Source organism: Intestinimonas butyriciproducens (genome assembly GCF_004154955.1).
Classification (GTDB): domain Bacteria; phylum Bacillota; class Clostridia; order Oscillospirales; family Oscillospiraceae; genus Intestinimonas; species Intestinimonas butyriciproducens.
The window spans coordinates 960667-985038 of record NZ_CP011524.1 but is presented as its reverse complement, the minus strand read 5'-3'; the positions used below and the strand labels follow the sequence as shown (position 1 = coordinate 985038).

General features: G+C 59.4%; 18 protein-coding genes. 3 read left to right on the top strand and 15 right to left on the bottom strand.

The genetic code is table 11. From position 1 onward, the window contains the following. Positions 1 to 198 precede the first annotated feature (198 nt). Positions 199 to 1683 carry an aldehyde dehydrogenase family protein gene (locus SRB521_RS04825; RefSeq protein WP_116722524.1) on the top strand — a complete coding sequence of 495 codons (1485 nt, stop codon included), beginning with the start codon at positions 199 to 201 and terminating at the stop codon, positions 1681 to 1683. A 70-nt stretch (positions 1684 to 1753) separates the two neighbouring features. Here the strand turns inward: SRB521_RS04825 and SRB521_RS04820 are convergent, their stop codons facing one another. The 3 genes from SRB521_RS04820 to feoB all read right to left on the bottom strand — a co-directional run bounded on the left by SRB521_RS04820 (position 1754) and on the right by feoB (position 5176). Beyond that, positions 1754 to 2374: a thiamine diphosphokinase gene (locus SRB521_RS04820; RefSeq protein ID WP_116722507.1), complete on the bottom strand. Its 621-nt coding sequence runs from the start codon at positions 2372 to 2374 to the stop codon at positions 1754 to 1756. A 173-nt stretch (positions 2375 to 2547) separates the two neighbouring features. Next, complete coding sequence (locus tag SRB521_RS04815) at positions 2548 to 2712, bottom strand: FeoB-associated Cys-rich membrane protein (RefSeq protein ID WP_116722508.1); 165 nt, start codon at positions 2710 to 2712, stop codon at positions 2548 to 2550. Between the two features lie 10 nt (positions 2713 to 2722). Next, positions 2723 to 5176, bottom strand: coding sequence for a ferrous iron transport protein B (gene feoB, locus SRB521_RS04810; RefSeq protein ID WP_116722509.1), 2454 nt, complete (start codon positions 5174 to 5176; stop codon positions 2723 to 2725). Between the two features lie 266 nt (positions 5177 to 5442). Between feoB and SRB521_RS04805 the strand changes: the two genes are divergently transcribed. After that, positions 5443 to 6921, top strand: coding sequence for an N-acetylmuramoyl-L-alanine amidase family protein (locus SRB521_RS04805; protein ID WP_116722510.1), 1479 nt, complete (start codon positions 5443 to 5445; stop codon positions 6919 to 6921). Between the two features lie 139 nt (positions 6922 to 7060). On the opposite strand, the gene SRB521_RS04800 is transcribed toward SRB521_RS04805, so the two are convergent. From SRB521_RS04800 to SRB521_RS04745, 12 genes are all read right to left on the bottom strand, one after another. Continuing rightward, positions 7061 to 8188, bottom strand: a complete 1128-nt coding sequence (locus SRB521_RS04800) for an SLC13 family permease (RefSeq protein WP_116722511.1) — start codon at positions 8186 to 8188, stop codon at positions 7061 to 7063. Then, entirely contained in the window at positions 8163 to 9830 is a 1668-nt protein-coding gene (locus tag SRB521_RS04795) for a formate--tetrahydrofolate ligase (protein WP_116722512.1), read from the bottom strand. The genes SRB521_RS04800 and SRB521_RS04795 overlap by 26 nt, the downstream gene beginning before the upstream one ends. A gap of 51 nt (positions 9831 to 9881) precedes the next feature. Further along, positions 9882 to 11186 (bottom strand): hexokinase family protein, encoded by a 1305-nt coding sequence (locus tag SRB521_RS04790; RefSeq protein ID WP_075704272.1) that lies wholly within the window; start codon positions 11184 to 11186, stop codon positions 9882 to 9884. Positions 11187 to 11264: 78 nt separating this feature from the next. Continuing rightward, positions 11265 to 12326, bottom strand: a complete 1062-nt coding sequence (locus SRB521_RS04785) for a galactose/methyl galactoside ABC transporter permease MglC (protein WP_075704273.1) — start codon at positions 12324 to 12326, stop codon at positions 11265 to 11267. A 15-nt stretch (positions 12327 to 12341) separates the two neighbouring features. Continuing rightward, complete coding sequence (locus tag SRB521_RS04780; protein ID WP_033118183.1) at positions 12342 to 13841, bottom strand: sugar ABC transporter ATP-binding protein; 1500 nt, start codon at positions 13839 to 13841, stop codon at positions 12342 to 12344. A gap of 184 nt (positions 13842 to 14025) precedes the next feature. Then, positions 14026 to 15201, bottom strand: coding sequence for a galactose ABC transporter substrate-binding protein (locus SRB521_RS04775; RefSeq protein ID WP_033118184.1), 1176 nt, complete (start codon positions 15199 to 15201; stop codon positions 14026 to 14028). A gap of 188 nt (positions 15202 to 15389) precedes the next feature. Then, on the bottom strand, positions 15390 to 16391 hold the full coding sequence (locus tag SRB521_RS04770) for a galactose ABC transporter substrate-binding protein (protein WP_242976597.1): 1002 nt from the start codon (positions 16389 to 16391) through the stop codon (positions 15390 to 15392). Between the two features lie 15 nt (positions 16392 to 16406). Then, on the bottom strand, positions 16407 to 17321 hold the full coding sequence (locus SRB521_RS04765) for a sugar ABC transporter substrate-binding protein (RefSeq protein ID WP_075704275.1): 915 nt from the start codon (positions 17319 to 17321) through the stop codon (positions 16407 to 16409). Continuing rightward, the gene (locus SRB521_RS04760; protein WP_338068302.1) at positions 17321 to 19120 is read right to left on the bottom strand and encodes a cache domain-containing sensor histidine kinase; all 1800 of its coding nucleotides are present in this window, start codon (positions 19118 to 19120) and stop codon (positions 17321 to 17323) included. Before SRB521_RS04760 ends, SRB521_RS04765 begins: the two co-directional genes overlap by 1 nt. Before the next feature lie 65 nt (positions 19121 to 19185). Further along, positions 19186 to 20766, bottom strand: coding sequence for a response regulator (locus tag SRB521_RS04755; RefSeq protein ID WP_165366562.1), 1581 nt, complete (start codon positions 20764 to 20766; stop codon positions 19186 to 19188). Positions 20767 to 20786: 20 nt separating this feature from the next. Then, the gene (locus SRB521_RS04750; RefSeq protein WP_075704277.1) at positions 20787 to 21824 is read right to left on the bottom strand and encodes an aldose epimerase family protein; all 1038 of its coding nucleotides are present in this window, start codon (positions 21822 to 21824) and stop codon (positions 20787 to 20789) included. Further along, positions 21821 to 23104 carry a galactokinase gene (locus SRB521_RS04745; RefSeq protein ID WP_075704278.1) on the bottom strand — a complete coding sequence of 428 codons (1284 nt, stop codon included), beginning with the start codon at positions 23102 to 23104 and terminating at the stop codon, positions 21821 to 21823. Before SRB521_RS04745 ends, SRB521_RS04750 begins: the two co-directional genes overlap by 4 nt. Positions 23105 to 23599: 495 nt before the next feature. Here SRB521_RS04745 and SRB521_RS04740 point away from each other — a divergent pair, with 495 nt between their 5' ends. Next, positions 23600 to 24343, top strand: a complete 744-nt coding sequence (locus SRB521_RS04740; RefSeq protein ID WP_075704279.1) for an SDR family NAD(P)-dependent oxidoreductase — start codon at positions 23600 to 23602, stop codon at positions 24341 to 24343. The last annotated feature ends 29 nt before the right edge of the window (positions 24344 to 24372 follow it).

The window sequence follows — 24372 nt, the reverse complement described above, 5'->3', positions numbered from 1 at the left end:
TATTAAATTTTCCATTTTCCTCTTCTAAATTGAATATAAATGTAATATAGTTAATTTATACAGAATCTTTCTTTATTTTCTGCGTTTTGTCACTTGATTTTTTTGTGCAAAGCGCTATATTTTTATTTAGGAAATACTCGCATGGGAGCGGCAGGTCACCTGCTGTTCCATCCCGCTTTTTTGAAAGGAGCGTATACCATGGGAAAAATAACACAGGACCACTTTGATCTCTATATCAACGGAAAGTGGGTTCCCGCCAAGGACGGGGCCACGTTTCAGACCCGCTGTCCCGCCAACGGGGAGCTTCTGGCCGACTGCGCACAAGCCACTCGTGAGGATGTGGATGAGGCCGTGAGCGCAGCTTGGGATGCCTTTCAATCCTGGCGCAACGTCACGACCAACGAGCGCGCCGCTATTTTGAACCGAATCGCCGACGTCATCGAGGCCAACGCGGAGCATCTGGCTATGGTAGAGTCCATGGACAACGGCAAGCCCATCCGTGAGACCATGGCCATCGATATTCCTTATTCTGCCCGCCATTTCCGCTATTTTGCAGGCTGTATCATGGCGGAGGAGGGCTCGGCCAACATTCTCGATGGCAACACCCTTTCTCTAATTCTCCGGGAACCCATCGGCGTTGTTGGGCAGATCGTCCCCTGGAACTTTCCCTTCCTTATGGCCGCCTGGAAACTGGCGCCCGTGCTGGCCGCCGGCTGCTGTACTGTGTTCAAGCCCTCCAGCGATACTCCGCTCTCTGTCCTGGAGTTGGCCAGACTTACACAGGATGTGATTCCGGCCGGTGTCTTCAATGTCATCACCGGATCCGGCTCCAAGGCCGGGCAGTACATCCTGGACCACCCCGGTTTCCGTAAGCTGGCCTTTACCGGCTCCACCGAAGTGGGGGGCTGTGTGGCCTGCGCGGCTGCGGAGAGGTTGATCCCCTCTACCCTGGAGCTGGGCGGCAAGTCGGCTAACATATACTTTGACGACTGTAAATGGGATATGGCCATGGACGGCGTGCAGTTGGGAATTCTCTTCAACCAGGGGCAGGTCTGCTGCGCCGGTTCCCGTGTCTTTGTACAGGACACCATCTATGATCAATTTGTCGAGGAGGCCGCCCGCCGCTTCAACGCCGTAAAGGTGGGAATGCCTTGGGAGCCGGACACCCAAATGGGCGCTCAGATCAACGAGCATCAGGTGAAAAAGATTCTGGAGTACATCGAGATCGCCAAACAGGAGGGTGCCAGGGTCGCCTGCGGAGGCGAGCGCGCTACCGAAGGCGACCTGGCCAAAGGCTGCTTTATGAAGCCCACCCTGTTGGTGGACGTAGACAACCATATGCGGGTCGCCCAGGAGGAAATTTTCGGACCTGTGGCCTGTGTCATCAAGTTCCACGACGAGGATGAGGTCATCGCCATGGCCAACGACAGCGCCTACGGCCTGGGCGGCGCCGTCTGGACCCGGGACATCAACCGTGCCATCCGCGTGTCCCGGCGCATAGAGACCGGACGCATGTGGATCAACACCTACAACGCGATCCCCGAGGGCGCCCCCTTCGGCGGCTATAAGTCCTCCGGCATCGGCCGTGAGACCCACAAGGTCATTCTGGAACATTATACGCAGATGAAAAATATTATGATCAATCTCTCTGAATCTCCCTCCGGGTTCTATCCCGAGAAGTGAGGCATCCCCTTTCAAAGCGGAGCGCGGAGACCGATATCGGTCTCCGCGCTCCGCTTTGCTCTCCCCTGCCCTATTTCCAATAGTATACCACCAACAGCGTCCCACGCTCTACTGACACGCTGCCCGCAGCTCCCGTGAACTCATTGCTTACGCCCAAGGGGAAATCACAGGTAAGCGCCGCGCCCTCCAGCGGATATTTGAGCCCCCGCAGCCAGACCCCCTCCGCTCTGTCCCCCATGCAGAATACCGAGAGGAGTCCCCGATGCCCGGGACCGAAGCTCCACATCCCATTGGTGACCGCCCTGGCAGTCCACCCATCTCCGATGAGGACGCCCTGACAGCCCCTTCGAGACAGCCAGACTAGGGATTGGAGATTTGCCAGCGTATGGTCCGCCCGCCCTCCGGTCCCGCCATAGAGGCAAAAGGAGCGGAATCCCCGCTCTCGTCCCAATCGGATGGCCGCCATCATATCGGTATCGTCCTTTTCCACGGGCAGGTCCACCACATTCGGATGATCCGGCCGAAAGCCTATGGAATCAAAGTCCCCCACTACCAAATCCATAGTGACGCCCCGCTCCAGCAAGATCTGATATCCGCCGTCCGCCGCAATGACAAAGTCTCCCAGTTCAGGCGCAAAGCCCTCCTCATAGAACGTTCCCGCGCCCACAATATAACAGATCGGTCCCTCCATATGGCGTATCCTCCCGCTCGTTTTCCTCTATCTTGCCGCAAATCTCTGAAAAAAGCAATACCGGCCCGACTTTTTGCAGAGGCCGAACCCACCGCAGGAGCGGATCGTTTTCCCTTTCAGGCGGAATCTCGCCAAACAGAACCGCCTCCGGGTCACCGGAGGCGGTTCTCACTTTACCGCTTCTTATTTTTGCCGCAGCGCTTGCCGCAGGATGCACAGTTCTCGGTGCACCCTCCACAGCCGCAGTCTCCCCGTATCTGACTTTGAATGTGACGGATCAAATAGAAAAGGGCCCAGACGACCAGCACGGCAATCCCGACATAAATCACATATTTCATCCCATGTGCCTCACCGGAACAGTAAGCTTCCGATCTGGAATACCAAAAAGGACCCCAGGTAAGCCGCTCCGATCTGCCAGGCAATGGACCGCAGCGTCCACTGGAGAGAGTTCATCTCCTTGCGAATGGTGGCTACTGCCGCCACGCAGGGGACATAGAGCAGTACAAAGACCAGAAAGGCGTAAGCGGCCACCGGCGTCTGGAAGGTGCCCGACAGCGCCCCGGCGATGGCCGCGCCGCTGTCTCCCAAGGAGAAACCATAAAACATGCTCATAGAGGACACCACCGCCTCCTTGGCGACCAGGCCGGAAAGCAGGGCTACCGCCGCCTGCCAGGTACCGAAGCCCAGCGGCCGAAGGACAGGGGCGATTAGGCCGCCGACGCCCCCCAGGAAAGAGTCCCCGGCATCCGCCACCATGATGATCCCTCCGTTCCAGCCAAAGCTCTGGAGAAACCACAGCACTACGCTCATCGCCAGAATCAGAGTACCCGCCTTGACCAGGAAGCCCCGCACCTTTTCCCAAACGTGCATCATGCAGTTCCGAAAGGTCGGCAGGCGGTAAGGAGGCAACTCCAACACAAAGGCTGCCGGCTCCCCCCGAAACATGGTCTTCTTCAGGATGAGGCCGGAGAGAATGGCGCAGCATATCCCGATGACATAGAGGGAAAAAACCACAAGCCCACTGTACCTGGGAAAGAACGCCGAGGCCATCAGTCCATATACCGGTAACCGCGCGGAGCAGGACATGAAGGGCACCAGCATGATGGTCATGCGGCGGTCCTTTTCATTCTCCATGGTCCGCGCCCCCATGACCGCCGGAACCGTACACCCAAACCCCATCAGCATGGGGATGAACGCCTTTCCCGAAAGGCCGAAGCGGCGCAGGAGCCTGTCCATGATAAAAGCGGCCCGCGCCATATAGCCGGAGTCCTCCAGGATGGAAAGGAACAGAAACAGCAGGGCGATCTGGGGCAAAAAGGTAAGCACACCCCCCACACCCGCGATCACACCCTCCACCAACAGGGAGTTGACCCAAGGCGCCACTCCGGCGGCAGTGAGAGCCCCGTCCACCCATCCGGCAAACCAGTCTCCCACCAGCGTCTCCACTCCGTCGGAGAGAAGGGAGCCCAAGGGGCCAAATGTAAGCGCGAACATAGCCAGCATCATCAGGAGAAAGACCGGTATGGCCAAATATTTGTTGGTCACAATGGAATCGATCTGATCCGAGCGGGTCAGCGCACCGTGGGGCCGGCCCTTTTTCACAGACACCCGGACCACGTTTTGTATGAACTGGTATCGGCTGTCCGCGATGAGCGTCTCCCGGTCACCCAAGGCATAGGCATCCTCATATTCCCGGCAGACGGACTCCAGTCTGGATTTTGTGATCTCGTTGAGGTCCAAGGCCTTTTCCACCAGCTCATCTCCCTCGATGAGCTTGATGGCCGTCCAGTGGGCGGGCAGCCCCACCGCATAGGCTCGGTCATGGATCAGCTCCCCCACCCGATGATGGATCTGGTGGGTATAGTCGTCGTAGAGGTCGTCGGGTTCTACCGTAACTCCCACGTGCATCTGCTCATGAGCGATGCGGAGCATCTCCCCCACATTCTCACCCGAGCGGGCCGTGATAGGGATGACCGGTACGCCAAGGGTCTCGGAGAGCCGTGCCACATCGATCTGATCCCCGTGCTTCTCCACCTCGTCCATAAAGTTGAGCGCAATGACCATCGGCCGCTCTAGCTCCAGAAGCTGGGCCGTGAGATACAGATTGCGCTCGATGTTGGTGGCATCTATAATATCGATGATGGCGTCGGGTTTTTCTCCCACGATGAAATCCCGGGCCACGATCTCCTCCATGGAGTAGGGAGAGAGAGAGTAGATGCCCGGCAGGTCCACAATGGTGACATCCTTACCGTCTACCTGAGCCCTGCCCTCTTTTTTCTCCACCGTAACACCGGGCCAGTTGCCCACATATTGGTTGGACCCGGTCAGCGCATTAAAGAGCGTGGTCTTGCCGCAATTGGGGTTTCCCACTAGTGCCAGCTTCATCTCCCGGGTATCGTGACTGGCATAGTCCGGCGGACCCGCGTGGTATTCCCGCTCATGCTCATGGTCGGCGTCCATCCGCCGGAGCATCTCCTCATCGGGGATGTGCTGGACCATTCCTTTCCGGCGGCTTCGCTCCATACGACAGGCCTGTGCCTCCGCGTCGCTGGTGGTAACGGCGATCTGGGCCGCATCCTCCTTCCGCAGGGAGAGCTCATAACCCCGTATATTCACCTCAATGGGGTCCCCAAAGGGCGCCACTTTCCGCACGGTAACATAGGTTCCCGGCGTAAGGCCCATATCCACCAGTCGGCGTTTGACAGGCCCCTTATCGCTCCCCACCCGCAGGATCACTGCGCTGTCACCCGGGGTGAGGTCCATCAGGGTCCCGCTCCGCCGCTGCTCTGTTGTTGCTTCCATTGCAACTACCTCGTTTATTAGTTCGTTTTAACTTTCGACGCGCTCATTATACTATACCTCGTGTGGAATGACAAGCGAAACTCTCCCGTATCTCCAGCGGAGCCGGGGCCTACCCCCAAAAACTGTGGAAATGCTGGAACTATCCCCACTTTCCACTCCCATTGCTGGCAAAATTTATGTCAACTAATTTTCTTCCATTCCATTGACGAATTCAGTCCTATCCTATAAAATAAAAGGGATTTTTCCGACTAAGGAGCGGTCCTCATATGCGACAAAAAATCCCATCTCTCCTGTTGGTCCTGGCCCTGCTGTGCTCTCTGACGGCGGCTTGGGCGGCCCCGCCTAACGGAAGTCTCTCTATTGAACTATGCGACTGGAATGCCAAAACCTATACGCCCGCCACCGCGGAGGCAGTGCGTTTAACCCTCAACGGTGAGACGCTCTCCGGAGACGTACCGGCCATGATCATCGATGGGCGCACCCTGGTCCCTGTGCGGTTGGTAGGTGAGGCGCTGAGCGCCCAGGTTTTGTGGGTCCAGCAGACCGGACAGGTTATTTTAAAGCGCGGAGAAGACCTTATCGTTCTTACACTGGACAGCGACAGCGCGGTGGTCAACGGCGTCCCCGCCTCTCTGCCCGATGGCGTCCCCGCCCAAGTGGTCCGCTATCAGGGCGCGGACCGGACGATGATCCCTCTCCGTTTTGTCTCCGAGCAGCTGGGCGCGGAGGTCCTCTGGGATCAGGAGACCTACTCGGCCCATATCACGGCGGACACATTGGAGGAACCCACGCCCGACCCGCTTCCACCCGAACAGTCGGATAAACTGGTCACCGATATTCAGGCCGACGCCAATGCGCAGACCGTGCTGATCACCACGGACCACACACCTGAATACCAGGTCATGGACCTGGGCGACCGGCTGGCCGTGGATGTACTGGGTGCCTCTCTGAGCTCCGGTTTCCCGGGGACGATCGTTGTAGACAATGAGCTGATCTCCGCTGTTCGCTATGCGGAGCACGGACCGGGCCTGCGCGACGGCTATGACCACGTCGTCCGGGTAGTGCTGGACTTGCAGCCCGGAATCTCCTACGCGAAAAATGTAACGGTAGAGGCCCAGGAAAATGGCGTTCTGCTCACCACCTTCCTGGAAAACCGGGCCGATGTGGACTTTACTCCCACTGTCCCCATCGACCCGGAGAAGTCCACCATCGTCATCGATCCCGGCCACGGCGGCAGCCGCCCCGGCGCCCGGTATGAGGGCATCGCCGAAAAGGATATCAACCTGGCGGTGTCCAAAAAACTGGAGACTCTCTTGAAAAATCACGGCTACAATGTGGTCATGACCCGCAGTACCGACGTCGATGTGGGACTCTATGAGCGTGCGGACATTGCCAACGCCGTAAACGCCGATCTCTTTGTCTCCATCCACTCCAACGCTGCGGAAAACCGCCCGGACTATCAGGGCATCTATACCTATTATCACCCCTCCAGCCGTCGGGGCGCCCGGCTGGCGCAAGCCATTCAGACTCCGCTGTGCCGTATGACCGGCGGCATTGACCGCGGCATCAAGGACGCCGATTTCGTGGTCATCCGTGAGACCAAGATGTGCGCCGTACTGGTGGAGATGGGTTTTATGACCAACCACGAGGAGCTCATGAATCTTATTGATGACAGCTATCAGGACAAACTGGCCCAAGGCATCTCCGAGGGCATTGTCAGCTACCTGAATAGCCTCCAATCCTGAAAAGGGTCTCTGCAATGCAGCCTCAGACTGCGGGTGGACGGAATACATGAAAAAGTGATGGGTGCAGCCGGATCCGGCAGCGCCCATCACTTTTCAGCATACCCTCTGGAGTCCTATTTTTACAACGGGTCTCTTCCTTCTACCGAAACAGCCAGGCAGCCACGCCCATCAGCAAAATGCCCACACCGTTCACCACCAGGAACAGCCCCAGATAGCTCCCTGGCCGGGCCCCCTGTGAGCGGAGATACAATTTGAGCGAGATCAGGCTGGCCAGAGAGGCAATCGGTGTCCCCAGGCCGCCTACATCCGTGCCGACCAGCAGCCCGCGCCAGTCTTCCGTAAATCCGGAGAGCAGCACGGCGGCGGGCACATTGCTGATCACCTGACTGGCCAAACCTGCGGTCATGGCCGTGTTGCTCCCCAGCAGCCCCGTGAGCAGCTCCCGCACTGCCGGAATGCGCCCCAAATTGCCGGAGAAAAGGAAAAAGCAGACAAACGTGGCCAGCAGCCCATAGTCCACCCGCAGGAAAAGAGGTCGTGTGCAGAAAAGCGCCGACAGCACCACCACTGCGAACAGCACGCCGTATGGCAGCACCCGAAACACGGACAGCAGACTCAATCCAAAAAGGACCAGCATCAGCCATAACAGCCCTTTGTTCTCTATGCTGCGTGCTTGACAAAATTGCACCTCAATCGCCTCGCCGCTGACACAGAGCGCCGCGGCGCAGAGTCCCAGCAGGCTCACCGCCGTCAACGGCAGCATGACTGCGAAGAAATCCCCCATCGGAATCTCAAATTTGGAGCAGAGAAACAGATTTTGTGGATTTCCTACCGGTGTGGCCATGCTGCCCAAGTTTGCCGCTACCGTCTGAAGCACAACAAGATACGCCAGACGTTCCTGCCGTCCGATCAGCTCCAGCATCAGGATAGCAAACGGGACAAATGTAAGCAAAGCCACATCGTTAGTAATGAGCATGCTCGAAAAGAAGGGCAGCAGGACCAGCGCCAGGCTGAGGATACGGAAGCGTTTCCGACCGACCAGCAGACGTTGGGCCAGGACCTGGAAAAGTCCAGTCTCCTCCAATCCAGCCACCACCAGCATCAAACAAAACAGCAACGCGAGCACCCTTATATCCAGGTAGCCCAAATAGGCCCGGTCCGGCGGCACAAACAGCATGGACACTACAGCACAGAAGAAGGCGATGCACAGCACCGCCTCCCTCTTTGCGAACCTGCCCAGTTCAGAACAGACCCGTGATTTTCCCATTTTCGTCCACATCGATGTTCTCCGCCGCGGGTACCTTGGGCAGACCGGGCATGGTCATGATGTCTCCGGTGAGCACGACCACAAAGCCCGCTCCGGCGGACACCTTGGCCTTTTGTACCGTGATGCGGAAGCCCTCAGGAGCGCCCAGCTTGGCCGCATCGTCGGAGAGAGAGTACTGCGTCTTTGCCATACATACCGGAAGCGTTCCATAGCCCAGCTCTGTGAGGCGCTGGAGCTCCTTGTCCGCAGCAGGGGCATAGTCCACGCCGTCCGCGCCGTAGATTTTCCGGGCCACGGACTCGATTTTCTCCTTCAGAGTCAGCTCAGAGGCATAGGCGAAGCGAAAATGCTTCGCCCCCTCCTCCAGAATGCGCAGGACCTCTTCCCCCAGCTCCACGCCGCCGGCGCCGCCTTTGCCCCACACCTCGGAGAGGGCCACCCGGACGCCGTATCTGCCGCAGGCCTCCCGAATCATCCGCACCTCGGCGTCCGTATCGCTCTCAAACTTGTTGATGGCCACAACGGCGGGCAGACCGTATACCTTTGTAATATTCTCCACGTGCCTGAGCAGGTTGGGCAGGCCGCGTGCCAAGGCCTCAAGATTCTCTTTCCCCAGCTCGGTTTTGGGGCAGCCACCGTGGTGCTTGAGGGCGCGGACGGTGGCCACAATGACCACCGCGTCCGGTGAGAGCCCGGCGGCGCGGCACTTGATATCCAGGAACTTCTCAGCGCCCAGGTCCGCGCCGAACCCCGCCTCCGTAACCACATAGTCCCCCAGCTTCAGAGCGGCATCTGTGGCGGAAACGGAGTTACAGCCGTGGGCGATGTTGGCAAAGGGTCCACCGTGGATGAAGGCGGGCGTATGTTCCAGAGTCTGGACCAGATTGGGGCGGATGGCATCCTTCAGCAGGGCGGTCATAGCCCCCTGCGCCTTCAAGTCAGAACAGTATACCGGCGCCCCCGCACGGTTGTACGCCACCACCATACGGCCCAGCCGCGCCTTCAGATCCATGAGGTCAGAGGCCAGACACAGCACCGCCATGATCTCGGAGGCCACTGTGATATCAAAGCCGTCCTCCCGGGGCACACCATTCACCTTGCCGCCCAGCCCACAGACGATGTTCCGGAGCTGGCGGTCGTTCATATCCACGCACCGCTTCCAGGTGATGCGGCGTACATCGATATCCAGTGCATTCCCCTGCTGAATATGGTTGTCCAGCATAGCGGCCAACAGATTGTTGGCCGCGCCGATGGCGTGGAAGTCTCCGGTAAAATGGAGATTGATGTCCTCCATGGGCACCACCTGGGCATAGCCGCCGCCGGCGGCCCCGCCCTTTACGCCGAACACCGGGCCAAGAGAGGGCTCCCGCAGCGCCAGCACTGTCTTTTTTCCCAGCAGCGTGAGGGCGTCTGCCAAGCCTACGCTGGTGGTGGTCTTTCCTTCGCCGGCAGGCGTAGGATTGATGGCGGTCACCAGAATCAGCCTGCCTTTTCTGGGCCGGTCCCGCAGGGCCAAGGTATCCACCTTGGCCTTGTACTTGCCGTAGTACTCCAGCATATCTCCGCCAAGTCCCACCTTGGCTGCGATCTGGGAGATGGGCAGCATTTCCGCTGCCTGTGCGATCTCAATGTCCGACTTCATCCCTGTTTAACCCCTTTCCATTCTCTCTCGGAGCATCCGCTCTGTCATATGTCACGGGTTGAGGAGCGCCGCGGCGGCGGTGCCGATCAGATTTGCATCCGCCACCTGCCGGAAGGCATAATATCTGCCCAGCCGTCCGGTGATATATTCGGCGCACAGCCGCTCCAGCTTGCCCCGGAACAAATGTCCTTTGTAGAAGGTGGACCCCTCCGCCACGATACAGGCGGGCCGATGGATCCGCATACCCGCACCGGTCTGGAGCAGGATTCCCGCCAAGTTGGCGCACACCAAACGGGCCGAGCGTTCCACCAGGCGATCGATGATGGTATAGACCATCTCCCGGTCCTCCTCTTCCTGGCATATACCGGCCAGCACCCCATTTCCATAGGGTCGGGCGCAGAATGCGTCGGCCTGCACCATGGTAAGACCGTCCAGCTCCAACAAGCGCTGAGAAGAGCCCGGAGTAAAAAGTCCGTCCATGGCCCCCTGGCGCAGAGTCCGGTAGACCACCTCTCCCTGGTAGCGGCCCGACACCATTTTCTCATAATGGCACATGCCGGGATCCACCGAAGCCTGGTCCAACTGCCTGTCAAACTCCCCCTGGCACCCTCCGTCAAAGCGCGCCGACTCCATATTGACGAGCATATCACCCTTCTCCCAGGGCGTCGTCACCCGTTTCAGGCGCTCCGGCCGCTCTGCATAGCAGGTATTGACGCCGGTGCCATAGATGAGTCCCACATAGCCGTCGAACACCTCATCCCGCAGCTCCGCCACGCCGCCCAGCAGCGCGGCCACCGTGTCGTTCAGGACCACAAAGCGTACCCCCGCCGCCCCCTTCGCCTCCAGAGCGGCGGAGAGGTCCCGTCCCAGCTCCATGCCCTCAAACCCAACGATCCGGACCTGTTTGGCGATCCCAAGCACCCTCCCATCCCGGTTTGGAAGGCTCTCGGCGGCATAGGAAAAGCACAGCCCCACCCGGCGGCTCCGGTCCGTAAGGGGCAGGATTGCATCCGAGACCTGTTCTATGAACTCCGCCCAAGTGATGGCGCTCTGGGAGCCGGGCATGGGAAACACGCTCAGGTCCTCCACCTCCGGTCCTTCGGGGTGGACAGTAACAAGGCCGATCCTGAAATTGGTGCCCCCGGCGTCGATGACGATGGTGGGCTCCTCCTCAGGGACCTCTCCCTCCAGGGACAGATAGGTGGGCAGCATCATCATCCAGGCATCTTTTGCTCCCTGGAGCCCCCGCTCCATATCTCTTTGAAACGCCCGGGCACAGGCATCCACATCTGTAAAAGAGGGGGACATGCCATATGCCTTGAGAAATTCTTCCACACGCTCCACCGCGTTGGGCATTTTTCGTCACCTCACTTGTTCATTGCAAAAAGCGGGACGGGTTGTCACCCGCCCCGCTTCTCTATTCTACCTGTTTTCTTACTTCTTGGCAAGGTATTTCCGCATATCCAGCGCACATGCAAAGAGAATAATGGCGCCCTTGATAAGATAGAAAAAGTTCTGATTCATGCCGGGGATCATATTCAGACCGATAAAAATCAGCCGGAGCATGAGCACGCCGATCACAATACCGCTGATCTTGCCAATACCGCCGACAAAGCTGACTCCGCCGATGACGCAGGCCGCGATCGCATCCAGCTCATAGTTGAAGCCGGTATTGGCCGTATTGGAGGCGATACGGGCGCCCTCGATAAAGCCGGTAAAGCCATACATGGCACCGGCCAGGGCAAACACCATGACCGTAGTGAGAAACACATTCACCCCGGAGACCCGAGCGGCCTCCTCATTGGAGCCCAGGGCAAACATGTTCTTGCCAAACTTGGTCTTATTCCAGATGAACCACATAACAAAGGTGAGGATCACGGCGTAGAGGACGTACCAAGGCACGGACGCACCGCCGATATTGAACATTTCCCCCTTGACGAAGTCGGTATAGCTCTTATCCAGGTTGGCGATGGCCATACCGTTGTTGTTACCCATGGTCACGTAGATCAGCAGCAGGGTATAGACGATGAGCTGGGTGCCCAGGGTGACAATAAACGGATGGAGCTTGAACTTGGCCACAAAGAAGCCGTTGAAGGCTCCAATGGCGGCGCCGATGACCATGGCGACGACGATGACCACGGGGATGGGCAGCGCGCCGATCTCCGGCCACATCTTATTGGCCATGTTGAGGGTGCTCTGCAGCAGGGAAGCAGATACACAGGCGGTCAGGCCCACGATACGTCCGGCCGACAAGTCGGTACCGGTGAGAACAATACAGCCGCCGATGCCCAGAGCCGCGGGCAGATAGGCCGCCGTCTGGGAAATGATGTTGACAATGGAGCCGGTGCTCAGGAAATTCGGGTTGATGATGGCAATGTAGATGACGGCAATGACCATCAGGATGATCAGGGCGTTATTGAGGACGAAGTTGCCCACCTTTTGGGGTGTGATCATGCCGCGGGCCGACGTCTGAAGATTCTTGGACTCTTGACTCATATCGCTTTCCTCCCCTTATACATATTTGGCCGCCAGGGTGAGGATTTCCTCCTGGCTGGTATTCTTGGCATCCACCTCGCCTGCCACCTGGCCGCCGGACATCACCAGGATACGGTCGCACACGCCCAGCAGCTCCGGCATTTCAGAGGAGACCATGACGACCCCCTTGCCCTGGTTTGCCAGATCGATGATGAGCTGATAGATCTCGTACTTTGCGCCCACATCAATGCCGCGGGTCGGCTCATCCAGCAGCAGGACTTCCGGCTTGGTGAGGAGCCACCGGCCGATGATGACCTTCTGCTGGTTGCCGCCGGAGAGGGCACGGATCTGGGTGCTCTGACCAGGCGTTTTGATGTGCATGGCCTGGATCGCCCAGTCGGTGTCCTCCTTCATCTTTTTGTCGCTGAGGCAGATGCCCCCCATCAGGTAGCTGTTGAGATTCGAGATCACGGTATTTTCCCGGATGTCCCGGATACCGAAAATACCGGTGGCCCTGCGTTCCTCCGTCAGAAGGGCGAAGCCGTTTTTGATGGATTCCTTGGGCGTACGGTTTTGGATCGTCTTTCCATGGAGCTTGATCACGCCGCCGCCCTTAGTCATGGCGCCGAAGAGGTTCTCCAGCACCTCAGTACGGCCCGAGCCGTCCAGACCGGCGATCCCCAGGATCTCTCCCTTCCGGAGCTGGAACGAGGCGTCCCTGAGGCGGGTATATTTGCCGGAGAGATGTTCTACCTCCAGGATGGTCTCACCCGGCTCGTTGGTCTTGGGCGGGAAACGGTTGGTGAGCTCACGGCCTACCATCAGCTTGATGATCTCATCCATGGTAAGCTCCTTGGCGGGCCGGGTGGCCACCCAGGTCCCATCACGCATGATCGTAACATCGTCGGAGATACGGAGGATCTCCTCCATCTTATGGCTGATGTAGATGATGCCGCAGCCCTGGTCCCGCAGCATATTGATGATGCGGAAGAGATGCTCCACCTCGGTCTCCGTCAGGGAGGAGGTAGGCTCGTCGAACACAATGATCTTGGAGTGGTAGCTCACCGCCTTGGCGATCTCCACCATCTGCCGCTTGGAGACGGGCAGCGTACGCATGATGGCGCTGGGGTCCACCTCCACCTCCAGATCGCTGAAGATCTCCTTTGTCTTTTTCCGCATGATCCCCTCGCTGACCATGATACCGCCCACGGTGGGGTACCGTCCCAGCCAGAGGTTGTCCTGAACGCTGCGGGTCAGGGCCTGATTGAGCTCCTGGTGGACCATCGCCACACCGTTCTCCAAGGCCTCCTTGGAACTCTTGAAGTTGACCTCTTTGCCATCCAGGACGATGGTACCGCCATCCTTGCTGTAAATGCCGAAGAGGCACTTCATCAGTGTGGATTTTCCCGCGCCGTTCTCTCCCATCAGGGCGTGAACGGTACCGGGACGGACGGTGAGGGAGACCTTGTCCAGGGCCTTGACACCCGGGAACTCCTTGGAGATGTCACGCATCTCCAGCAATGCGTTTTCTTGCATTTGCATCCTCCTCTCTGTTCTGTGGCTCCTTGTGAAGCCGACGCTTCAGACGCGACGGAGCGCGGCGCGGCTGAAGCAAGGGCTTCCCAAGTCGATTGGGAACGAGCGGGGCTGCCGATGGTTGGCAGCCCCGCTCGGCCATTTGTGCTATTGATGCCGGGGATCTCGCCAGGCGGGGCCGATATCAGTCCTCGCTGTTGGCGTCGTAGATGCCGTAAGGCACGCGGATCTTGTTGACCTTGACGCTTCCATCCTCGTTCAGGTCGACATTGTACCCGCCGTCGGCATTGATACCGTCCATCAGCCCGGCGCCGCCGCTGACGTTGCCGACCAGGGCGGTGATGGTCTCCGCCATACCCACGGCGTCCTGTTTGACGGTAGCCGTCATCTGGCCGGCCTTGATGAGGGCCTTGGCGGAATCGGTGGCGTCCACGCCAAAGACGGGGATGCTCTTGCTGCCCTCCTCGCCGGTGTTATAGCCGGCGGACTGGAGCGCGGAGACAGCACCTTCGGCCATACCGTCGTTGTTGCAGATGACCAGCTCGATCATATTGCCGTTGGCCTCGGAGTAGGAGGACAGGTTGGTGCTCATAAAGTCGAAACCGGCCTGAGAAGACCAGGAGCCATTGGGGTCGACCTGATACTTGGTGGCGGCGTCGGCACCCATGAAGTACTCCAACTCAGGCTTGCCGGCCTCGACCAGGACAGCGTTGGCGTCCTCCACGCCGTACTGGGTGCGGGCCTCAGCCTCGGCATTGCCTTCCTGCCCCTTCATCATAGCATAGGTGATCTTACCGTCGCCGTTGAGGTCCACGGCGTCCCAGTTCTCTACCAGGTACTCGCCGATCATCTTACCCTGCAGGTGGCCGGCCTCGGGAGCGTCGGTGCCCACAAAGGCGCACTTCTCGTAGCTGTTGACCACGTCGTCGGAAACCTCGCGGTTGAAGAAGATGATGGGAATATCCTTGGCCTTGGCGGCGTCAACGGCGCTCTGGGCGGCCTCGGGAGAGGCGGTCTCGACAATGTTGACGATCAGCAGATTGTAGCCGTCGGTGATGGCGGTGTTAATCTGGTCGGTCTGGGTGGGCTGGGAGTTGGCGCCGTCAAAATCCTGATAGGTCACGCCCAGCTCGTTCAGCTTGGCGTCCAGGTTGGTACGAACGCTGGTGATGTACACGTCGGAGTACTGATAGTAGAATACACCGACCTTCAGATCGCTGGCAACGGGAGCGCTGGTATCTGCAGGTGCGCTGGTATCTGCGGGAGCAGGCGTGCTGCTGCCGCTGCCGCCGGAGCAAGCGGCAATGCTCAGGCACATGGCCCCGGCCAGGAGCAGAGCGGACAGTTTCCTCAGTTTCATGGAAAAATCCTCCTTGATTTTGATTGGCGAATGTTCGCCTAGTAGTATCCTACCGAAAAAGGGGACAAATAGCTATAGGAAAAATTACTTGATTCCATAAATAATCTCTCCACACCCTCCGTGTTTTTGGCTATGTTGTCCAATCCATGAAATTTTTTATGCTGCAAAAAGTCCTGCAACCCTTGCAATTACCAGCTTTTTTGCATGTGCATGGGGATCAGCGCCGTCTGATCCTTGATTTCTGCCGCCTCCTCAGGCGTCTCATTCAGAGCCAGGGCCCGTGCCAATCGGAAAATGGTCTCTCCATGGGCGGCGTAGTCCATGACCACCGTCCCCAGAAGTCTCTCCTCTCTCACCGCCTCCAGCCCCTGGGGCGTCCCATCGATCCCCACAATGTTATGAAAGTCCATGCTCAGCCGCTCCACGGCATCGGCGGCGCCAAGCGCCATATCGTCGTTGTTGCACAAAATGAGCTCCAGATCCGGATACCGCTCAAAATATCCCTCCGTAAGAGCGGCGGCCTGGTTCCGGTCCCAGTTTGCAATGCCGCCGTCCACCCGTTCCAAGGGTATCCCCCCATCCTTCAGCGCCTGTACGGAGACCTCGGTGCGGATCATGGCATCCTGGTGGCGGCTCTCACCCTCCAGCATCACGTATTGGAGCACGCCGTCCCCGTTAAGATCCAGGGACGCGGGGTCCTCCTCCCACTTGTCCAGCACGATCTGGGCCTGGAGCTGGGCGGACTGCCGGGCGTCGGAACCCACATAGTATACCCTGTCCCAGGTCTGCAAATCCTCCTGGACGGGTTCCCGGTTAAAAAATACCACAGGCACATCGGCGGACCGTGCCTTATCGATCACGTGGGCGGCGTCGGTGCGGTCCACCAGATTCACGCACAGCACATCGTAATCCAAGGAGAGGAACCGGTCTATCTGCTCGTTCTGGGTGGTCTGGCTCTCTCCGGCATCGGAAATGGTGAGATAGACCCGCTCGCCGTTCTCCTTGCTCCACGCCTCCACGCTCTCCTGCATGGCCGCAGTCATATTGGAGATGTAGGTGTCGTCTCCCTTATAGACTGCCACGCCAATCCGCAGGGGGGACTCCTCATGTTTGCCCTGGCCTCTGCATCCGGACCCGGCCAGCAGCAGGAGCGCGCCCAACACAAGCGCGCTTGCCGCCCGTCTTTTCACAATGTCCCCTCCCTTCTACCCGATGGGGAACAGGATCTGATCCATGGGGTCGGTAAACATGTTCTCCGCCGTGGCCACATAGGACTCCAAAACGCGGTTTTCCTGGCGCTCCCCCTCCAACTGGGCAATCACGCTCAACAAGCTGAGATAACCCGCGTCGTAATCGCTTTGGACTGCCAGCGCCGCAGCCTTCCCCTCCTCCAGATCGTGGAGGAGCTGGTTGGACGCCCCCACGCCGTATACCTGCGACGTGCCGCCGCTGCGCTGACACAGCGCCTGGGTCATCTCCGGCTCCAGTGCCACGGCGGCCCGACCGTCCGGCAGTGCAAAGTCCTCCTCCGGGTCCACAGTAACTTGTTCGCAGGCGATCCTCCGCTCCAAAAGGCGGGTGACCAGCCCCTGATACCGCTGGGACGCGGCCTCCCCCGCCCCCCGGGAAAGATATACAGTACAGGCGCTCTGCCCGTCGGCAATGATGGCGTCGGCCAGTTGTCTTCCCATCTCCGCCGGGTCGGATGAGATATAGCATCCCACATCCGCCCCCTTCAGCTCCGGACCCACCACCGCCACCGCCAATGTGGAGGGGGCCTCCCGCAATCCCGCCGCAAGCAGTGTTCCGTCCACTGGTATGAGCACCACGCCGTCGGCTTCCGCCTCCCACTCCCCGCGTAGCGCATCCACCTGAGCCGGCCCCGGCTCCCCCTCATAGCGTGAGAGGAACCGCACGTCCACATTGTGCTCCTGCGCCGCCTGGTTCACCCCCCGGCGAAAGCTCTGCCAGTAGTCCTCGCCCGCTCCATCCAGCAGGACGGACACCCGGTAGATCCTGGGAGCATCCGTGGCAAAGGCATTCTGAAACAGCATGGCGCCCAGCGCGGAGAGCAGCACCAGAAGGACACCGAAAAAGATGCGCTTCTCGATCCTTCCCATCACGTATCCTCCATTTCCCCATAAGGAACCGCGGGCAGATGCAGCGTGACCGTGGTGCCCTCGTCTGGCTCCGACTGGATACTCACGCCGTACTGAGGGCCGAAATAGAGCCGGATGCGCTCCTGCACGTTCTTCAGACCGATCCCCGAGCCTTTTTTTGTGCTGTCCCTGCGGTTGGATTCCGGTCCGGTGGTGAGAAGGCTCTCCACCACATCCTGGGTCATGCCCAGGCCGTTATCGGCCACCGTGATGGAGAGCGCTCCATCCGAGACCCCGGCCCTGATCTCGATCAGCCCGTCCCCGTCCATAAAATCCATGGAGTGGTAGATGGCGTTCTCCACGATGGGCTGGACCACCAGCTTGATGGTGGAGAGATTTTCCGCCTCAGCGGGGCAGTCGATCCGATAACGGAACTTATTCTTGTAGCGCATCTCCTGAATCAAGAGATAGTTGCGCACATGCTCCAGCTCATCCTTCACCGGGATGATGTTGCGGCCCTTGGAAAGGCTGATGCGGAAAAAGCGGGCCAGAGCGGTGACCACCCGCACGGCGTCCTCCCGCTGTCCGTTTTCGATCATCCAGACAATGATATCCAGCGTATTATAGAGAAAATGGGGATTGATCTGTGCCTGAAGGGCATTGAGTTCACTTTTCTGCTTCTGCTCGTGCTCCCGCACCATGTCTTCCGTAAGCTGCCGCATCCTGTCCACCATACCCTGGACCGCTGTGCCCAGCTCCCGCGTTTCGGAGGTCCCGCCCACATAGATCGGCAGGCTCTCTCCACCCTCTTCCACCCGTCCTACCGACTCCTTCAGCCTCTGGATGGGATCGGTGAGCTTTTTGGAGAGGAGCACATTCATGAAGATCAGCAGTTCAAAGTAAGCGCAGAAAATGACCAGTACAAAGAGGAGATCCTGACTGGACCCCATCGTAAATCCCGGCTGGTCCACCACGCCGACCACCTTCCACCCGGTATACCCCACGCCCCGGACAATGATGGAGCGCTTCTCTCCATTCCACGTCTGCGTATAGATACCGTCCCGGTAAGCCGCCGCCGTCTGGTTTCCTTCCGTCACCAGCCCCGACGCGATCAGCGAGCGCTCCGGATGATAGATGAGCACCCCATCCCCGTCGATCAGGTACACGTATCCGCTGCCGGAGAGCTTCACGCTGCTGAAAAGACTGGCAAGGGCGCTGTATTTGAGATCAATGAGCAGAACGCCCAACTGCGTGTCCTTTCCCCGCGTGAGTTCCACGGCGCAGGAGAGGGAGATCACCCACTTGTAATTGTGCTCTGCATCCACGAAAAGGTTTTGGACCGCCGGTATCCCGAAATGGAGGTTTTCCGTGCGCTCCATTGCCTGGGCAAACCAGGGCGTCCCCCGGACATCCACCCCGGAGCGCAGCTTGGCCGCAGGCGCGGTGGCCACCACCTCTCCGTCACCGGTGAAGAGGACCATATTCTCCACATAGTCGCTGTAGGTATTATAGAGCAGCCGCATCTCCTCGCTTACCGAATGTTCGTCCAGGTCGGTATTTTTGACCACATTGTAGTAGATGGAATCAGAGAGCCGGATCATGTCCCGGAGATAGGTGTCCAGGGACTGGTTGACCTGCTCCACCAACATCTGATTTTCCCCCTCAATGGTGTCGTCCAGTTGGGTGGAGAACCGGGCGTACAGCGTGACGCCGGTGAGGAGAATGGCCAGCAGCGCGCTGACAGTAAAGGAGGCGAACATGGCATAGCGGATGGTTCCCCTGGAAAATCGCGTCCCGATCCTCTCGATCAGCTCCCGCAAAACCGGACCTCCCCCCTTCTGAAACGGTTTTTAGGCGCCGTGTGCAGCCGCCCCTTGAAAACAGCCTATTTGCGGAACTGCGACGGCGATATTCCAAACCTCTTTTTGAAGACGTAACTGAAATAGTTGGGCTCGTCATAGCCCACCTTTTCGGCCACCAAATAGGTCTTGTCATCCGTAGTGCGCAGCAGCTCCACCGCGTGCTCCATCCGCACGTCGGTGAGATACTGCACATAGCTGCGCCCCGTCTCCTGCTTAAAGATGTTGGAGAAATAGGACTGACTGATGTGCAGATGTCCGCACAGCCGTTCCACCGACAAGTCGGAGTCAGGATAGTTCTCCCGGATGTACCGTTCCGCCTCCTCCACCAGCCGTTTGGCCGTGGAGACCCGGCGCTGGTCCATGCTGCCGCTCATCTTGAGACAAACACCCAGCAGCCAATCTCGCTGCCGCTGCTCCGGAACCTCCCCGGTCAGGAGTGGGAGCCACTCCCCTCGGTCGCCCAGCATCTCCTTCTCCCCCAGGCGGTACCGCTGGATGATGGGCAGCAGCGTTCCCAAAATGCCGATCAGCCGGGCCTGGCTGCTCCAGCCCTCTTCTCCGGCATAGAGAAGCTGATCCACCAGGGCGGCGATCTGCTCCTTCGAGCCGAACTTGATTGTGGACAAGAGCTGCTGCTCCCGGTGGTTATCCTGCTCCACCGGGCTTCGGTCCAGGCGCTCCATGTCCTGGATGTAGATGGGCTTTCCACCGCCGGTGACCGCCTTATATTCAATGGCGGCGCGTGCCTCCGCATAAGAGCCGTGGAGCTCCCCCACGTTCCGGCAGGGCCGCCCGATGCCCACGGTCACCGTCACACCCAGGATCCGGGCACACTGATCGCACACCTCTCCCATCAGGCTCATCAGCGTTTCAATGGGGTCCTGGTCCCAGCCCGTCATCACGATGACGGAGGAGAGGCTCAGGAAAATCTCCCGGCGGCAGCGTCCCCGCAGAGCGTCGTCCACCATCTGGCGGACCGAGACCGGCACCAGTTCGTCCGAAAGGGGCTGGCTCTGCCCGGTCCGGTGGCCGATCTCACACACGGCCACCACCTGTTGGGCGCACATCCCGATATCCATGCCGAAGCGTTCTATCTGTCGCTCCAGCTCCCCGCGCTCCATGGGGCCCAGAAGCAGCTCCTGCAAAAATTTCTCCCGCAGCAGCGGCAGGCTCTTTCGGTATACCTCCGTGAGTTGGGCAATGTTCCTCCGCTGGGCGAATTCTTCGTCCAGCAGGTTCCGCACCCTGCCCAGAATGTCCGTGAGCTCTTCGGCGTTTACCGGTTTGAGTACATATTCCACCACATTGAGCTTGATGGCCTCCTGCGCGTATTCAAACTCGTCAAATCCGGAGAATACGATCAGCTTCAGATTGGGCTTGCGTCGGGACAGCTCTGCCCCCAGCTCCAGCCCGTCCATGAAGGGCATTTTGATGTCGGTGAGCACCACATCCAGGTCCAGCGCTTCCGCTTTCTCAAGGGCGTCTCTGCCGTTCTCCGCATCGGCCACGATCTCAAAGCCCACTGCTTTCCAGTCTATCTTATGGGCGATGCCCTCCCTGATCTCGGCCTCATCGTCCACGATCATGATTTTATAGAGGCTCATTTGGGCACCTCCCATCAGATTCAGTCATGGCGGAATGCGAACACGATCTCCTGCTGATAGATCCCGCCCGCCGCCAGCACAACGGTGGGGAAGGTCGGTTCGTTGACGGCGTTTGGAAAGCCCTGCCCTTCCAGTGCCACCGCCCCCCGCGGCACATAGGACGCGCCGGACTTGCCCTGCCTGGCGCTCAGTCCGTTGGCGGTGTAGACCTGGAGCCCCGGCTGCGTGGTGCTCAGATGCAGCGAGATCCCGCTCTCCGGCGCCCGGAGCACAGCTGCCTCCCGCAGGCCGTCGCCGCGCAGGATCCAGTTATGGTCATAGCCTCCTCCCAGTCTGATCTGGGGATGGGTCGTGTCCCAGCCCTCCCGCAGGGCCCTGGGCTCCCGCAAATCAAAGGGAGTACCCACCACTGAGGCAATGGTCCCGTTGGGACAGCCGTCCTCCGCCAGTTCGGTAAAGGCAATGGCGTCGATGGACAGGGTGTGTTCCCCCACCTCCCCCGCCCCCTGGCCATTCAGATTCCAGTAGGCATGACCGGTCAGATTTACCACCGTATCCTCATCCGCCTCCGCAGTCAGCCGCAGACACAGGGCGTTGTCCTCCGTGAGGGTATAGGCCGCTTCCACACGCAGGAGGCCCGGATAGCCCTCCTCGCCGGCCGGGGAGGTGCGCGAAAAGACGACGCTTTCTCCCTCCAGACGGTGCTCCCAAACATACCGGTCGAATCCACGCGCGCCGCCGTGGAGGTGGTTCGCCCCCTGATTGACGGTCAGAGCGTACTCTCTGCCGCCCAAGCGGAAGCGCCCTCCCCGGATCCGGTTGGCACACCGTCCCACCAGCGCGCCCAGATAGTCGCCGTTCGCTTCGTACTCCGCCACGGAATCAAACCCCAGGCACACGTCCCGGGGCTTCCCATCCCGGTCCGGCACGACCATAGACTGGAGCCGCGCCCCATAATCCAGCACCTCGGCACAGGCTCCCGCGGCGTTCTCCATGCGCAGCAGCGTCACCGGGCGCCCCTCTCTGGTATGTCCAAAGGAGCGGATGGTGATACTCATGCCTCCGCCTCCACAGGGACGCCGCCCGCCGGACGGACGGCCAGGACATGACAGGCGCCCGCTCCGAACACCTTCTCGATCTCCTTTCGGAAGCGCTCCAGGCTGGCCACGGGCACAAAGGCCTGCACCGTGCCGGCAAACCCGCCGCCATGGACCCGCCAGGCCCCGTCTCTCTCCAGCAGGCGGGCACAGAGGGCCAACGCCAGGGAGACGCTGCGCTCCTCCGCCTTATGGGCGGGATAGATGTTTTGCAGAAGGTCCATGGAGGAGCGCCCCGACTCCCGCACAAGGGCCAGGAAGCACTGGAAATCCCCCTCTTTCAGCGCCGCTGCCTGGCGGAGCACCCGCTGATTGTCCCCATAGAAGTGCATCGCCCGGAGAAGGGCCCGGTCCGACACCTTTCCCCTGAGCTCACCCAGGCGGGCATAAAACTCCGCTTCGCTGGTCCTGCCCAGCACATCCTGCCCCAGGCATTTGGCCACGGCGCACATCTCCTGGGGAATGGCCGCATATTCGTCGGTGAGATCTGCATGGCTGCCCCCGGCGTCGATGAGGCACAGCGCGTAGCCATAGTCAGCGGGCCGGCAGGGAATGGACTCCACCACCGGGGTTCCGGGGTCTGCGAAGTCGATGAGGCAGAAATCTCCCACCGCAGAGGCGCACTGATCCATCAGCCCGGAGGGCTTTCCAAAGTAGACGTTTTCAGCGAACTGCCCCACCTTGGCGATCAGTACCGGGGACATTTTTCCATGATTATAAAGGCCGTTGAGGATGGTCCCCACCAGCACCTCATAGGCGGCGGAGGAGGAGAGCCCCGAGCCGGGCAGCACATCGGAGCTCACATAGGCGTCAAAACCTCCAAACCGCAGGTCCAGCTCGTAGAGCCGGGCAGCAATGCCGCGGATCAGAGCGGCGGTGGTCCCGTTCTCGGCGGGTACGATCTCCAGCTTTTCCAGGTTGATGCGCTCTTCGCCGTGGCCTTCCGAGTAAATACGGATCACATTGCGGTCATTTTTGGCGCAGACGGCCACCGCATCCAGCGTCACTGCGGCGGCCAGCACCCGCCCCTGCTGGTGGTCGGTGTGGTTGCCACCGATCTCGCTGCGGCCCGGTGCGGAATAGAGTTCTACCGGCCGCTCCCCGCCAAAGCGTTCGCCGAATTTCTCCGCAATATGGAGATACCTCTTCCGCTGCCCCTCCCAGCAGCCGGGATACAGCCTTTGAAAAGTCTTGTCATACGCCCCCGCGTGCAGTGCAGCCTTTAGTTCCTGTACGTTCATTTTCTCACTCCGCCCTTCTCAAGGCCCGGGCGCGCCTCCATACCGTCCGCGCGCTCCGATCCGGTTTCTTACATTTTAACCTGTTTTGCGCCCCGTGACAAGGCTCAATTCGTTGAAAGCGCAGGGGGTGGATTCCCCGACGCGGCGGCTTTTCCGGGACGCCGTCCCCATACTCTGTGCCTTCTCGGAGAGGGCCGTGTGTCGGAAAGCTCCGGTCAGATCGGACGCGCCGCTCCGGCCTGCAAGTTGGAAAAGCTAATGTCCACCGCGTTCCCATAGTCTACAAAAGTGGACACTTTTGTATCCGTGCGTGGACCGATCGCGCAGCTCTCTTGAAATGAAATTTTTCTGTGTCATTTTTTCCATGTGCTGCGGCGCAGAGTGTAGCCGCAGTTTATGACACCTGGGCGTTCCATTTGGCACGCCCCTTGCATTGTCATAAAACGTAATGCATTACAACAAGTTCTCGAATATGTATCAATGGAGAGGCATTTTATGAGACTCAAGGAAAAAGTCGCTATTGTGACCGGAGCCGCCAATGGGATCGGCGCAGAAATTTCCCGCACCTTTGCCCGCGAGGGCTGCCATGTCGTCTTGGCGGATCTCGCTGCCGAGCAGGCGGCCGCCCTTGCCGCAGAGATTACCCATTCCACCGGAATAAAAGCGATCTCCGCATGCTGCAACGTCGCCGAAAAGGGGGATCTTCAATGCGTGGTGGATGCCTGTGTAGCGGAGTTTGGCACCGTGGATATTCTGGTCAATAACGCCGGGATCACACTTCCGGCCTGTCCGGTGGAGGACATCTCTCCCGAGCGGTGGCTACAGGTGTTGGGCATCGACTTGATGGGTGCCATTTATGGAACCCAGTGCGTCATCCCGGTAATGAAAGCCCATAGGAGTGGCAAGATCATCAACATGGCTTCCGTGGCCGGCCAGGTAGGCGGAGTATTCACCGAGGCCACTTATCCGGTATCCAAGGCCGGCGTCATCTGCTGGGCAAAAGCCGTGGCAAAACAGGTGGGCGAGTATAATATCACCTGTAATTGTATCGCCCCCGGTACTATCCTGACCGCCATGACGGAAACCCTGGGTTCCGCCGAGGCGTCCCTGAACGTGCCCCTTCACCGCTTGGGCGACGTGAAGGACGTCGCTGCCGCCGCGCTTTTCCTGGCTTCCAGTGACAGCGACTTCATCACCGGCGCTACCATTGATGTCAACGGCGGCATGGGGATGCGCTGATTATGCCGTCGGACATGAAAAATGAGATA

What these genes read in the sequence shown, in the direction of transcription:
- SRB521_RS04825 (WP_116722524.1), top strand. Translation starts at nt 199, where the DNA reads ATGGGAAAAATAACACAGGACCACTTTGATCTCTATATCAACGGAAAG.
- SRB521_RS04745 (WP_075704278.1), bottom strand. Translation starts at nt 23,104, where the DNA reads ATGAACGTACAGGAACTAAAGGCTGCACTGCACGCGGGGGCGTATGAC.
- SRB521_RS04785 (WP_075704273.1), bottom strand. Translation starts at nt 12,326, where the DNA reads ATGAGTCAAGAGTCCAAGAATCTTCAGACGTCGGCCCGCGGCATGATC.
- SRB521_RS04750 (WP_075704277.1), bottom strand. Translation starts at nt 21,824, where the DNA reads ATGAGTATCACCATCCGCTCCTTTGGACATACCAGAGAGGGGCGCCCG.
- SRB521_RS04755 (WP_165366562.1), bottom strand. Translation starts at nt 20,766, where the DNA reads ATGAGCCTCTATAAAATCATGATCGTGGACGATGAGGCCGAGATCAGG.
- SRB521_RS04775 (WP_033118184.1), bottom strand. Translation starts at nt 15,201, where the DNA reads ATGAAACTGAGGAAACTGTCCGCTCTGCTCCTGGCCGGGGCCATGTGC.
- SRB521_RS04790 (WP_075704272.1), bottom strand. Translation starts at nt 11,186, where the DNA reads ATGCCCAACGCGGTGGAGCGTGTGGAAGAATTTCTCAAGGCATATGGC.
- SRB521_RS04805 (WP_116722510.1), top strand. Translation starts at nt 5,443, where the DNA reads ATGCGACAAAAAATCCCATCTCTCCTGTTGGTCCTGGCCCTGCTGTGC.
- SRB521_RS04740 (WP_075704279.1), top strand. Translation starts at nt 23,600, where the DNA reads ATGAGACTCAAGGAAAAAGTCGCTATTGTGACCGGAGCCGCCAATGGG.
- SRB521_RS04815 (WP_116722508.1), bottom strand. Translation starts at nt 2,712, where the DNA reads ATGAAATATGTGATTTATGTCGGGATTGCCGTGCTGGTCGTCTGGGCC.
- SRB521_RS04780 (WP_033118183.1), bottom strand. Translation starts at nt 13,841, where the DNA reads ATGCAAGAAAACGCATTGCTGGAGATGCGTGACATCTCCAAGGAGTTC.
- feoB (WP_116722509.1), bottom strand. Translation starts at nt 5,176, where the DNA reads ATGGAAGCAACAACAGAGCAGCGGCGGAGCGGGACCCTGATGGACCTC.
- SRB521_RS04820 (WP_116722507.1), bottom strand. Translation starts at nt 2,374, where the DNA reads ATGGAGGGACCGATCTGTTATATTGTGGGCGCGGGAACGTTCTATGAG.
- SRB521_RS04795 (WP_116722512.1), bottom strand. Translation starts at nt 9,830, where the DNA reads ATGAAGTCGGACATTGAGATCGCACAGGCAGCGGAAATGCTGCCCATC.
- SRB521_RS04800 (WP_116722511.1), bottom strand. Translation starts at nt 8,188, where the DNA reads ATGGGAAAATCACGGGTCTGTTCTGAACTGGGCAGGTTCGCAAAGAGG.
- SRB521_RS04765 (WP_075704275.1), bottom strand. Translation starts at nt 17,321, where the DNA reads ATGGGAAGGATCGAGAAGCGCATCTTTTTCGGTGTCCTTCTGGTGCTG.